Here is a 12,483-nt window from a genome sequence, read left to right on the forward strand (position 1 = left end):
GGCCAGAAGGCGGGATGGAGCGGAGACCAGCGGCGGCCACACCGAAGCGCGAAGCTCGCGAGTTTGACTGCGAGCAGAGCGCCCGGTAAGTTTCTGCAGGTTGCCCCGCGACCGGACCGGCCCAGCCGGCGAGGATCGGGTGCGTCTGATTCTTGAGAACTCAACAGTGTGTTTGATTAGTCGACGAATTAGTTTGTTATGCCCCGTTGACATCATGTTTGCTCACCGGCCTTTTGGGTTGGTGGGTGTGGTGTCGCGGTTTCTTTGACAATGATTCTGGCGAGGTCTTCTCCTTTGTGGAGGGGGTCTCATCGCTAGTTTTGTTCAGTCATGGATGTGGCTCTTATTGATAGTCCTGTTGGCCTCCTTTTGGGTGGTTGGTGGGTATGTTTTCGATGGAGAGTTTGATCCTGGCTCAGGACGAACGCTGGCGGCGTGCTTAACACATGCAAGTCGAGCGGAAAGGCCACTTCGGTGGTACTCGAGCGGCGAACGGGTGAGTAACACGTGAGTAATCTGCCCCTGGCTTTGGGATAGCCACCGGAAACGGTGATTAATACCGGATATGACATCTGACCGCATGGTTGGTTGTGGAAAGTTTTTCGGCCAGGGATGTGCTCGCGGCCTATCAGCTTGATGGTGAGGTAATGGCTCACCATGGCTTCGACGGGTAGCCGGCCTGAGAGGGTGACCGGCCACACTGGGACTGAGACACGGCCCAGACTCCTACGGGAGGCAGCAGTGGGGAATATTGGACAATGGGCGGAAGCCTGATCCAGCAACGCCGCGTGAGGGATGACGGCCTTCGGGTTGTAAACCTCTTTCAGCAGGGACGAAGCGCAAGTGACGGTACCTGCAGAAGAAGCACCGGCCAACTACGTGCCAGCAGCCGCGGTAATACGTAGGGTGCGAGCGTTGTCCGGAATTATTGGGCGTAAAGGGCTCGTAGGCGGTTTGTCGCGTCGGGAGTGAAAACCAGGTGCTTAACACCTGGCTTGCTTTCGATACGGGCAGACTAGAGGTATTCAGGGGAGAACGGAATTCCTGGTGTAGCGGTGAAATGCGCAGATATCAGGAGGAACACCGGTGGCGAAGGCGGTTCTCTGGGAATGACCTGACGCTGAGGAGCGAAAGTGTGGGGAGCGAACAGGATTAGATACCCTGGTAGTCCACACCGTAAACGTTGGGCGCTAGGTGTGGGGTCCATTCCACGGATTCCGTGCCGCAGCTAACGCATTAAGCGCCCCGCCTGGGGAGTACGGCCGCAAGGCTAAAACTCAAAGGAATTGACGGGGGCCCGCACAAGCGGCGGAGCATGCGGATTAATTCGATGCAACGCGAAGAACCTTACCTGGGTTTGACATACACCCTGCCGCTCCAGAGATGGGGCTTCTTTTGGGGGTGTACAGGTGGTGCATGGCTGTCGTCAGCTCGTGTCGTGAGATGTTGGGTTAAGTCCCGCAACGAGCGCAACCCTCGTTCTATGTTGCCAGCACGTAATGGTGGGGACTCATAGGAGACTGCCGGGGTCAACTCGGAGGAAGGTGGGGATGACGTCAAGTCATCATGCCCCTTATGTCCAGGGCTTCACGCATGCTACAATGGCCGGTACAAAGGGCTGCGATCCCGTAAGGGGGAGCGAATCCCAAAAAGCCGGTCTCAGTTCGGATTGGGGTCTGCAACTCGACCCCATGAAGTCGGAGTCGCTAGTAATCGCAGATCAGCAACGCTGCGGTGAATACGTTCCCGGGCCTTGTACACACCGCCCGTCACGTCACGAAAGTCGGCAACACCCGAAGCCGGTGGCCCAACCCTTGTGGAGGGAGCCGTCGAAGGTGGGGCTGGCGATTGGGACGAAGTCGTAACAAGGTAGCCGTACCGGAAGGTGCGGCTGGATCACCTCCTTTCTAAGGAGCACACACCCCGACATCTGGCCGGCCCATACTGGGTCGCGAAGCGCCCAGGTGCGATGGTGGTGTCTCACTAGTGGAATCGTCGACATCAGCGAGCTGGCTCGTCACGGGTTTCCGTGGAGGGCCGGTGCTGCTGGTTTACTCATGCCCCGCGTTGGTGGGGGTGGGGTCAAGCACACTGTTGGGTCCTGAAGGATCAGCCGTCGCGGCCGTCCTTGGCGTCAAAGCCGAGGGTGGTGTGTGTGGTTGGGCTTCTGTTCCTCTCTTCGCTCGTGCTCCTCCTTGTGGGGGGTGGGGGGGTTGGTGGGGTTGTTGTTTGAGATCTGCATAGTGGACGCGAGCATCTTCACTGCACGCCGTGATCGGGTGGCGCACCTTTGGGTGTGGCTCCTGGCGATGGGTGTGTGGTGAGTGTGTAATTATCTTCGCGCCGTGGACTCGTTTCCTTACGGGTTTGCGGTGTGTGAAGAGTCTGCCGGCTCATTCCTTTGATTGGGGGGTGGGTCGGGTGTTCTTTGGTTTGTCTCGTGCGTTGTGATGACGTGCGCGTGAATGGCGTGTGCTGTTTGGGCGTGTGTTGTTTTGACGTTGTTGAGACAAGCTATGAAGGGCACATGGTGGATGCCTTGGCATCAAGAGCCGATGAAGGACGTTGGAGCCTGCGATAAGCCCTGGGGAGTTGGCAACCAAGCTGTGATCCGGGGGTGTCCGAATGGGGAAACCCAGCACGAGTCATGTCGTGTTACCTGCACCTGAACACATAGGGTGTGTGGAGGGAACGTCGGGAAGTGAAACATCTCAGTACCGACAGGAAGAGAAAACAACAGTGATTCCGAGAGTAGTGGCGAGCGAAATCGGATGAGGCCAAACCTCGAGTGTGTGATACCCGGCAGGGGTTGCATTCGGGGGGTTGTGGGACCGTTCAGCTGAGTCTGCCGGCTCAGCACAGAGTAAGAAACCAGTGTGGAAGTCGAAGTCGGTTGGAAAGCCGTACCGTAGAGGGTGATAGGCCCGTAGACGTAAAGCGCTGGCTCTGGAGCGTGTTCCCAAGTAACACGGAACCCCTGAAATTCCGTGTGAATCTGGCGGGACCACCCGTTAAGCCTAAATACTCCTTGATGACCGATAGCGGACAAGTACCGTGAGGGAAAGGTGAAAAGTACCCCTGGCGGGGAGTGAAATAGTACCTGAAACCGTGTGCCTACAATCCGTCGGAGCTTCTGCCTTGTGCAGGGGTGACGGCGTGCCTTTTGAAGAATGAGCCTGCGAGTTTGCGGTGTGTTGCGAGGTTAACCCGTGTGGGGAAGCCGTAGCGAAAGCGAGTCCGAATAGGGCGTTTCAGTAGCGCGCTCAAGACCCGAAGCGAAGTGATCTATCCATGGGCAGGTTGAAGCGTCGGTAAGACGACGTGGAGGACCGAACCCACTTAGGTTGAAAACTGAGGGGATGACCTGTGGATAGGGGTGAAAGGCCAATCAAACTTCGTGATAGCTGGTTCTCCCCGAAATGCATTTAGGTGCAGCGTTGCGTGTTTCTTGCCGGAGGTAGAGCACTGGATAGCCGATGGGCCCTACAAGGTTACTGACGTTAGCCAAACTCCGAATGCCGGTAAGTGAGAGCGCAGCAGTGAGACTGCGGGGGATAAGCTCCGTAGTCGAGAGGGAAACAGCCCAGACCATCAGCTAAGGCCCCTAAGCGGTGACTAAGTGGAAAAGGATGTGGAGTCGCATTGACAACCAGGAGGTTGGCTTGGAAGCAGCCACCCTTGAAAGAGTGCGTAATAGCTCACTGGTCAAGTGATTCCGCGCCGACAATGTAGCGGGGCTCAAGTCATCCGCCGAAGCTATGGCATTCAGCGAATACATCAGCATCGACTTGATCGGTGTTCAGTGCGCTGGATGGGTAGGGGAGCGTCGTGTGGGCAGTGAAGCGCCGGAGTGATCCAGGCGTGGAGCCCACACGAGTGAGAATGCAGGCATGAGTAGCGAATCACGGGTGAGAAACCCGTGCGCCGAATGATCAAGGGTTCCAGGGTCAAGCTAATCTGCCCTGGGTAAGTCGGGACCTAAGGCGAGGCCGACAGGCGTAGTCGATGGACAACGGGTTGATATTCCCGTACCGGCGAAGTTGCGCCCATGACGAACCTGGTGATGCTAACCACCCGAAACTCATCGGACCGGACCCTTCGGGGCGAGGCTGGTGAGCGGAGCGTGGGACCCGAGCTGGTAGTAGTCAAGCGATGGGGTGACGCAGGAAGGTAGCCCAGCCACAGCGATGGTTGTCTGTGGGCAAGCGTGTAGGACGTGGTGTAGGCAAATCCGCACCATCCACTTCAGTGTGGAGTCTGAGACGTGATGCGGAGCCATATGGCGAAGTGGGTGATCCTATGCTGTCGAGAAAAACCTCTAGCGAGCAACGAGCCGCCCGTACCCCAAACCGACTCAGGTGATCAAGTAGAGAATACTAAGGCGATCGAGACAACCATGGTTAAGGAACTCGGCAAAATGCCCCCGTAACTTCGGGAGAAGGGGGGCCCGGATCGTGAACCCACTTGCTGGGGGAAGCGTGAAGGGCCGCAGAGACCAGGGGAAAGCGACTGTTTACTAAAAACACAGGTCCGTGCGAAGTTGTAAGACGATGTATACGGACTGACTCCTGCCCGGTGCTGGAAGGTTAAGAGGACCGGTTAGACCCTTTGGGGTCGAAGCTGAGAATTTAAGCCCCAGTAAACGGCGGTGGTAACTATAACCATCCTAAGGTAGCGAAATTCCTTGTCGGGTAAGTTCCGACCTGCACGAATGGAGTAACGACTTTCCCACTGTCTCAACCATGGACTCGGCGAAATTGCACTACGAGTAAAGATGCTCGTTACGCGCGGCAGGACGGAAAGACCCCGGGACCTTTACTATAGTTTGGTATTGGTGTTTGGTACGGCTTGTGTAGGATAGGTGGGAGACTGTGAAACCCTCACGCCAGTGGGGGTGGAGTCAACGTTGAAATACCACTCTGGTCGTACTAGATGTCTAACCTAGGTCCGTCATCCGGATCAGGGACAGTGCCTGATGGGTAGTTTAACTGGGGCGGTTGCCTCCTAAAATGTAACGGAGGCGCTCAAAGGTTCCCTCAGCCTGGTTGGCAATCAGGTGGCGAGTGTAAGTGCACAAGGGAGCTTGACTGTGAGACAGACATGTCGAGCAGGGACGAAAGTCGGAACTAGTGATCTGGCCACGGCATGTGGAAGCGTGGTCACTCAACGGATAAAAGGTACCCCGGGGATAACAGGCTGATCTTCCCCAAGAGTCCATATCGACGGGATGGTTTGGCACCTCGATGTCGGCTCGTCGCATCCTGGGGCTGGAGTAGGTCCCAAGGGTTGGGCTGTTCGCCCATTAAAGCGGCACGCGAGCTGGGTTTAGAACGTCGTGAGACAGTTCGGTCCCTATCCGCCGCGCGCGCAGGAAACTTGAGAAAGGCTGTCCCTAGTACGAGAGGACCGGGATGGACGAACCTCTGGTGTGCCAGTTGTTCTGCCAAGAGCACGGCTGGTTGGCTACGTTCGGAAGTGATAACCGCTGAATGCATCTAAGCGGGAAGCACGTTTCAAGATGAGGTTTCCCACCCAATAATGGGGTAAGGCCCCCCACAGAACATGGGGTTGATAGGCCGGAGGTGTACAGCAGTAATGCCTAGCCGACCGGTACTAATAGGCCGAGGGCTTGTCCCAACACCGTACAAAACCACACACACCAACTGTGTGACGTACGACCGCGCAAACCAACGAACACACACACACACTTGTTCGCGTCCACTAAGCAGTTCCCAACCAACAAACCCAACCCAGGACACCTGGGGGTTTGTAGAGGTTGAAAGAGTTACGGCGGCCATAGCGAAACGGGAAACACCCGGTCCCATACCGAACCCGGAAGTTAAGCCTTTCAGCGCCGATGGTACTGCAACCGAGAGGTTGTGGGAGAGTAGGACGCCGCCGGACAAACATTGTGGAAGTGGGGTCACCTTCGGGTGGCCCCACTTCTGCATTTCCGGGTGTTTGTCGTGGTCATGTGGTGGGTGCCGAACCTGGCCGCCGAATGTCCACAGGGCGCGCCTGTCGGGTGTTGTCCACAGGCCTGCCACGTCTGGACGGCGGGCCGTCGCACCGAGCCGGGACAGTCGTCACCAGGAGGTGCACTGTGACCACATCGGGCACGACGACTGACACGAAGAAGACCGCGACCGCTCGCAAGAGGCGCTCGCCAGACCGTTCGCCCCGCGAGCGCCGGGCGCAGCCGCCCGCCGACGACGGCGACGAGGGTGCCAACGAGGTTCGGCTCGTCGGCCGGCTCACGAGCGTCCCCGTCGTCGTCGAGCTGCCGAGCGGAGACGCTCTGGTGAGCTTCCGGGTCTCGGTGCCGAGGAGTCCCGGCGCGACGAAGACGGTGGCCACGACGAGCCAGCGGGTCGACTCGATCCCGTGCTCCGCCTGGACCGCCTCGCTGCGTCGGCGGATCGCCGGCTGGAGACCCGGCGACACTGTCGAGGTGGCTGGCGCCGTCTGCTGTCGGTTCTACCAGGCCGGGGGAGCGACACGGTCGCGGGTCGAGGTGGTGGCCTCGTCCGCGAGGATCATCCGTCGTTCACCGGTCGCATGATGACGCCGAGGCTCGGCTTCGGCTGGAACGAGGTCGCCTTCTCCGGCAGGAGCCCGCCTGACTCGACGAGTGCCTTGACCTGCGCGAAGTCGGGGCTCGGCAGCAGCACTGCGGGTGCCGCGGGGGAGGTTGCGGTCAGTGCCTCCTCCACCGTGTGGTGGTGCTCGAGGCGGGGCGGCGGTTCGGGCAGCCGGGGAAGGACGTGGTCGTGCAGCCACGACACGGCAGCCTCACGGTCGAGGCCGTGGGGCGCGACGGCGTACCACGTCTCCCCGTCCGTCAGCACCAGGTGCGTGCTGTCGAGGGCCCCGAGGGCCTCCTGCCGTGATCGCGAGGTCACCTCGGCCCCAGCCGCGCGGGTCGCCTCGACGAGCACGTCGAGACCCACGGTCGGCAGCGTGCGGTGGATGGCGCCGAGGAACAGGGGAGTGTCGGCCTGGTCGACCAGCATCGCGAGCCCGGCGTCCCACGGGGTGCCCGGGTGCTCCTCCTGGAGCCGCAGGTAGGCGGCGTACCTGTGGTGGCCGTCGGCGAGGAGGCACGAGCTGCCGGAGATGAGGTGGCCGATGCGGGCAATGGCCTGCTCGTCCCGTACGGCCCAGAGCCGCTGTCGCTGTCCGGTGCGGTCGAGGTAGCGCCAGTCCGGCTCGGCGCGCGCGACCTCGTCGACGAGGTCCCGGAGCTCCTGACTGCCGCGGTGCACCAGGAGGATGGGTGCCGGGTTGAGGTCCATCTGCAGCATCCGCTCGGCCAGCTCCCCGGCCTGCTCGGGGTGGATCGCCTCGTGCGGCCAGACGGCCCGCTCGGCCAGCGTGTCCGCACGCTCGGACATGCGGAGGGCGCCGACCAGGCCCCGGACGGTGAGGCCGCCGGCGGTGTACTCGTGGAGGTAGAGGGCGGGTCCGCCGTCAGCACGGGCGTCGCCGCGGTCGATCCACTGGGTCAGGCGCTCCGCGACGTCGCGGTAGGGTCGCGCCAGTGCTCGCGCGGAGGCGGGGTCGCCCACGCGGGTCGGGGACAGCATCACCGCCCGGAACGGGAGCAGCTCGAGGGGCTTCGCCACGTACGGAGGCACGACGGTGGCGAGGTCCATCGGAGCATCGTAGGGGGACGCTCGTCACAATCCGGAAAGGGGTGGACCATGCTCGAGGAGTCCGAGAGTGCCCTCGTCGAGGCCCACGACCTGGTCATGTTCGACCTGGACGGTGTGGTCTACGTCGGGGGCGAGGCGATCGACGGTGTCGCCGCGGTGATCGACCGGGTGCGCGAGTCCGGGCGCCACGTGGCGTTCGTGACCAACAACGCCTCGCGCACCCCTGACCAGGTGGCGGCGAAGCTGACCAAGGTGGGTGTGTCGGCCGAGGCACGCGACGTGGTCACCTCCGCCCAGGCCGCGGCACGGGTCCTGGTCGAGCAGCACGGCGCGGGTGCGCGCGTGCTGATGCTCGGAGGGGACGGCCTGCGGGTCGCGCTGCTCGAGGCCGGCCTCGAGCCGGTGGACGACCCCGAGGGTGCCGTGGCGGTGGCGAGCGGCTACGGCCCCGACGTCCGCTGGCGCGACATCATGCGCGTCTCGACGCTCGTGCGCGACGGGCTGCCCTACGTGGCGAGCAACGCCGACCTGACCATCCCCACCCCCTACGGGCTGGCGCCCGGCCACGGCGTCCTCGTGCGGACCATCACCGGCTTCGCGGGCGTCGACGCGATCGTGGCCGGCAAGCCCGAGAAGCCGCTGATGGAGGAGACCGTCCTGCGCGTGGGGGGCGACCAGCCGCTCATGGTCGGCGACCGGCTCGACACCGACATCGAGGGCGCCCACGCGATCGATGCGCCCTCGATGCTGGTGCTCACCGGTGTGACCTGGCTCGAGGAGCTGGCCACGGCACCGCCCCGCCTGCGGCCGACGTACATCTCTCCGACGCTGGCGGGCCTGTTCGAGCAGCACCCCGTGCCGTCGGTCACTGACGCGACGGTCGAGCTCGGCGGCTGGACCGCGAGCGTCGCTGACGGTCGGCTGACGGTCGAGGGGGAGGGCGGCGACGCCGACTGGTGGCGCGTCGCGGCCACCGCGTGCTGGCGCCACCTCGACGAGTCGGGCAGCGCGGCCGACGTCTCCGACACGACGCCTCCCGGACCGGTCCGACAGCTCGGTGCCGAGTAGGCTCGCGGCCATGAGCGAGCTGCCCGACCATGAGCCGACCGGCGTCGAGTCGGTCGACCGCGTCCTGGCGGAGGTGGCGGCCCTGGCCGACGCACCCGTGGCCGAGCACGTCGCGGTGTTCGAGCGCGCCCACGAGCAGCTGCGTCGCGCCCTCGACGCCCGGCCCGACGCGTCCGGCGACCCCCGGGGCGTCTGAACGCCCGTGCCGCCCAGACGTCTACGGCTGGACCAGGAGCTCGTCCGGCGCGGCCTGGCCCGCTCGCGCGAGCACGCCAGCGAGCTCGTCGCCGCCGGGCGGGTGACGGTCTCGGGGGCACGCGCCACGAAGCCGGCGACCGGGGTCACCACCGACGTCGCGATCGTGGTCAAGGACGACCCCACGTCCGTCGACTACGTCTCCCGGGGCGGGCACAAGCTGGCCGGCGCGCTGAAGGCGTTCGCCGAGCACGGCCTCACCGTCAGCGGCAAGCGATGCCTCGACGCCGGTGCGTCCACCGGTGGCTTCACCGACGTGCTCCTGCGAGCCGGTGCGCGCGAGGTGGTGGCGGTGGACGTCGGCTACGGACAGCTGGCCTGGTCGTTGCAGAGCGACGCACGGGTGCAGGTGCACGACCGCACCAACATCCGCGAGCTCACCCTCGACATCGTCGGCGACCCGGTCGACCTGGTCGTCGGCGACCTGTCCTTCATCTCCCTCGCCCTGGTGCTCGACCCACTGCTGTCCGTGACCCGCGAGGACGGCGAGCTGGCGCTGATGGTGAAGCCGCAGTTCGAGGTCGGCAAGGAGCGGGTCGGCAAGGGCGGCGTGGTGCGCGACCTCGCGCTGCGGGCCGAGGCGGTCACCACGATCGCTGACCTCGCCGCCGATCGGGGCTGGGGTGCCGTGGCCGTCACGGTCAGCCCGCTCCCCGGGCCCTCCGGCAACGTAGAGTTCTTCCTCCTGCTGCGTCGGGGTCCGGCCTCGATCGGGGCCGACGCGATCCGCGCCGAGGTCGAAGCCGCCGGGTCGCTGGGGGCGGCGGGTGAGAGGGTGGACCCGTGAGCACCCACAGCCCCCAGCGCCGCGTCCTGGTGGTCGCCCACACCGGCCGGGCCGAGGTGCGGGAGGTCGCGCGGGCCTGCGTCCAGAGCCTGACGACCCACGGCATCGCCGTACGACTGCTGGCCGACGAGGCCGCCGACCTGGGCCTGGCCGACATCGACGGGCTCGTCGAGACGACCCGTCCCGACGACGTGCCCGGTGAGGGCTGCGAGCTGGTGCTGGTCATCGGCGGCGACGGCTCGATCCTCCGCGCGGCCGAGCTGACCCACGCGACGAGCACTCCTCTGCTGGGCGTCAACCTGGGCCACGTCGGGTTCCTCGCCGAGGCCGAGCAGGAGGACGTCGAGTCCACCATCGCCGCCATCGTCGCGCGCGACTACACCGCCGAGGACCGGCTCACCCTCGACGTCTGCGTGCTGGTGGGCAAGGAGGTGCGGTTCTCCACCTTCGCCCTCAACGAGGCGAGCGTCGAGAAGGCCGCCCGCGAGCGCATGCTCGAGGTCGTCGTCGAGGTCGACGGGCGCCCGCTTTCCAGGTGGGGCTGCGACGGCGTCGTCTGTGCCACCCCGACGGGGTCGACCGCCTACAACTTCAGCGCCGGCGGCCCGGTGGTGTGGCCCGAGGTCGAGGCCCTGCTGATGGTCCCGCTGAGCGCCCACGCGCTGTTCGCCCGCCCGATGGTGGTGGCACCCACGTCGGTGCTCGCCGTCGAGGTGCTGTCCAACACCGAGGGCTCCGGCGTCCTGTGGTGCGACGGTCGCCGCACGGTCGACCTCCCGCCGGGCGCCCGCATCGAGGTGCGCCGCGGCGCCCGTCCGGTGCGCCTCGTCCGGCTGCACCACGCGCCGTTCACGGATCGGTTGGTGGCCAAGTTCGACCTGCCGGTCGAGGGATGGCGCGGCGCCGCCGAGCGCCGACGCCGCGACAACGGGGACGCCGATGCTTGAGGAGCTCCGGATCAGCCAGCTGGGCGTCATCGAGTCGTCGACGCTCGAGCTCGGACCCGGCCTGACCGTCATCACGGGCGAGACCGGCGCGGGCAAGACGATGGTCGTGACCGCCCTCGGGCTGCTGCTCGGCGGCCGGGCCGACCCGGGCGCCGTGCGCTCGGGAGCCAAGCAGGCCCGCGTCGAGGGCGTTGTCGCCGTCAGCGACCTCGACGGCTTCCGTGCGGCCGTGGAGAACGCCGGCGGTGAGGTCGAGGAGGACCAGGTCGTCCTCGCCCGCAACGTCGCCGCACAGGGCCGCTCGCGCGCCTGGGTCGGCGGTGCGTCGGTGCCGGTGACGACCCTGGCCGAGGTCGCCGAGCCCCTCGTGGCCGTGCACGGCCAGTCCGACCAGCACCGCCTGCTCCGGTCCGGTGCCCAGCGTTCCTCGCTCGACCGGTTCGGCGGCGAGAGCCTGGCCGCGACCGCGTCGTCGTACGCCGCCTTGTGGGCGGAGCTGATCGTGACCGAGCGGACGCTCGCCGAGGTGGTCGGCTCGGCTCGCGAGCGCGCACGGGAGGCCGACACGCTGCGGTTCGGCCTCGGAGAGGTCGAGGCGGTCGACCCGCACCCCGGGGAGGACGCCGAGCTCGCCGCCGAGGAGACGCGCCTCGGGTTCGCCGACACCCTGCGCACCGCGGCGGAGACGGCCCGCGAGGCGCTCTCCAGCGAGGAGGGCGCCCCCGATTCCCTGGCCACGACCAGCGCGGCGCGGCGGGCGCTCGACGGCGTCCGCGACCACGACCCGGCGGCGGGGGAGCTCGCCGACCGGCTCGCCGAGCTGAGCCACCTGCTCGTGGACCTCGCCGGCGACGTCGCGTCCTACGCCGCCTCCCTCGAGACCGACCCGGGCCGTCTCGCGGCCGTCTCGGAGCGACGGGCGGCGCTGACGGCGCTCACCCGCAAGTACGGCGAGACGATCGACGAGGTGCTCGCGTGGGCCGAGGACGGCGCGAAGCGGCTGCTGGACCTCGAGGACACCGACGGGCAGATCGCCGAGCTGGAGTCCCGCCGCGACCGCATCCGCGCCGAGCTCGGCGACCTCGCCGGCACCCTCAGCGCCCAGCGTCACGACGCTGCGCGACGGCTCGGTCAGGCGGTGAGCGACGAGCTCACCTCCCTGGCCATGCCGCACGCCACGGTGACCATCGCGATCACCCAGCAGGACACACCTGCTCCGGAGACCCCGGCCGGACCGCAGCTGCTGGTCGACGGCCGTTGGGTGCGTGCCGGTGTGCACGGCGTCGACGACGTGGAGTTCCTGCTCGCCGCCAACACGGGTGCCGACGCCCGCCCCCTGCACAAGGGCGCGTCCGGCGGTGAGCTCTCCCGCGTGATGCTCGCGCTCGAGGTCTCCTTGGCCGAGACCGGGTCCGTCCCGACGTTCGTCTTCGACGAGGTCGACGCCGGTGTCGGCGGCAAGGCCGCCATCGAGGTCGGGCGCCGGCTCGCCGCCCTGGCGCGCACGTCGCAGGTGCTGGTCGTGACCCACCTGCCGCAGGTCGCGGCCTACGCCGACCGGCACGTGGTCGTCCACAAGTCCAGCGACGGCACGGTCACGACCTCGGGACTCGTCTCGCTGACCGACGACGACCGGGAGCGCGAGCTGTCGCGGATGCTCGCCGGCGTCGAGGACTCCGACAGTGCCCGGGCGCACGCCCGGGAGCTGCTGGAGGCCGCCGCGCCCGAGCGGGCGTGCCTCCCCGAGAGGCCTGCCCGCGGCTGACACCAT

At 65.6% G+C, this 12,483-nt stretch carries 7 protein-coding genes and 3 rRNA genes; 9 read left to right on the forward strand and 1 reads right to left on the reverse strand.

Features of this window, described 5'->3' with window-relative positions:
* The first annotated feature begins 392 nt into the window (after window positions 1–392).
* The 4 genes from JOD65_RS13640 (at window position 393) to JOD65_RS13655 (ending at window position 6,562) form a co-directional block, all read left to right on the forward strand.
* Window positions 393–1,907, forward strand: a 16S ribosomal RNA gene (locus JOD65_RS13640).
* A gap of 600 nt (window positions 1,908–2,507) precedes the next feature.
* Window positions 2,508–5,637 (forward strand): 23S ribosomal RNA (locus tag JOD65_RS13645).
* A gap of 149 nt (window positions 5,638–5,786) precedes the next feature.
* Window positions 5,787–5,904 (forward strand): 5S ribosomal RNA (rrf, locus tag JOD65_RS13650).
* Together the 16S, 23S and 5S rRNA genes form the textbook arrangement of a ribosomal RNA operon.
* 199 nt (window positions 5,905–6,103) lie before the next feature.
* The gene (locus JOD65_RS13655; RefSeq protein WP_307821170.1) at window positions 6,104–6,562 is read left to right on the forward strand and encodes a single-stranded DNA-binding protein; all 459 of its coding nucleotides are present in this window, start codon (window positions 6,104–6,106) and stop codon (window positions 6,560–6,562) included.
* Here JOD65_RS13655 and JOD65_RS13660 read toward each other — a convergent pair.
* On the reverse strand, window positions 6,537–7,655 hold the full coding sequence (locus JOD65_RS13660; RefSeq protein WP_191197361.1) for a DUF1015 family protein: 1,119 nt from the start codon (window positions 7,653–7,655) through the stop codon (window positions 6,537–6,539). The two genes, JOD65_RS13655 and JOD65_RS13660, sit on opposite strands and share 26 nt — an antisense overlap.
* Before the next feature lie 48 nt (window positions 7,656–7,703).
* On the opposite strand from JOD65_RS13660, the gene JOD65_RS13665 reads away from it, so the two are divergent.
* The 5 genes from JOD65_RS13665 to recN are packed head-to-tail and all read left to right on the forward strand — an operon-like array spanning window position 7,704 to window position 12,477.
* Window positions 7,704–8,723, forward strand: coding sequence for an HAD-IIA family hydrolase (locus tag JOD65_RS13665; RefSeq protein ID WP_191197360.1), 1,020 nt, complete (start codon window positions 7,704–7,706; stop codon window positions 8,721–8,723).
* Between the two features lie 10 nt (window positions 8,724–8,733).
* Window positions 8,734–8,919 (forward strand): hypothetical protein, encoded by a 186-nt coding sequence (locus JOD65_RS13670; RefSeq protein WP_191197359.1) that lies wholly within the window; start codon window positions 8,734–8,736, stop codon window positions 8,917–8,919.
* 6 nt (window positions 8,920–8,925) lie between these two features.
* Window positions 8,926–9,765, forward strand: a complete 840-nt coding sequence (locus JOD65_RS13675; RefSeq protein WP_191197358.1) for a TlyA family RNA methyltransferase — start codon at window positions 8,926–8,928, stop codon at window positions 9,763–9,765.
* Window positions 9,762–10,712, forward strand: a complete 951-nt coding sequence (locus tag JOD65_RS13680; protein ID WP_191197357.1) for an NAD kinase — start codon at window positions 9,762–9,764, stop codon at window positions 10,710–10,712. Before JOD65_RS13675 ends, JOD65_RS13680 begins: the two co-directional genes overlap by 4 nt.
* Window positions 10,705–12,477 (forward strand): DNA repair protein RecN, encoded by a 1,773-nt coding sequence (gene recN, locus JOD65_RS13685; RefSeq protein ID WP_191197356.1) that lies wholly within the window; start codon window positions 10,705–10,707, stop codon window positions 12,475–12,477. Before JOD65_RS13680 ends, recN begins: the two co-directional genes overlap by 8 nt.
* Window positions 12,478–12,483 lie beyond the last annotated feature (6 nt).

Origin of the sequence: Nocardioides cavernae (assembly GCF_016907475.1) — a bacterium.
GTDB classification, from domain to species: Bacteria; Actinomycetota; Actinomycetes; order Propionibacteriales; family Nocardioidaceae; genus Nocardioides; species Nocardioides cavernae.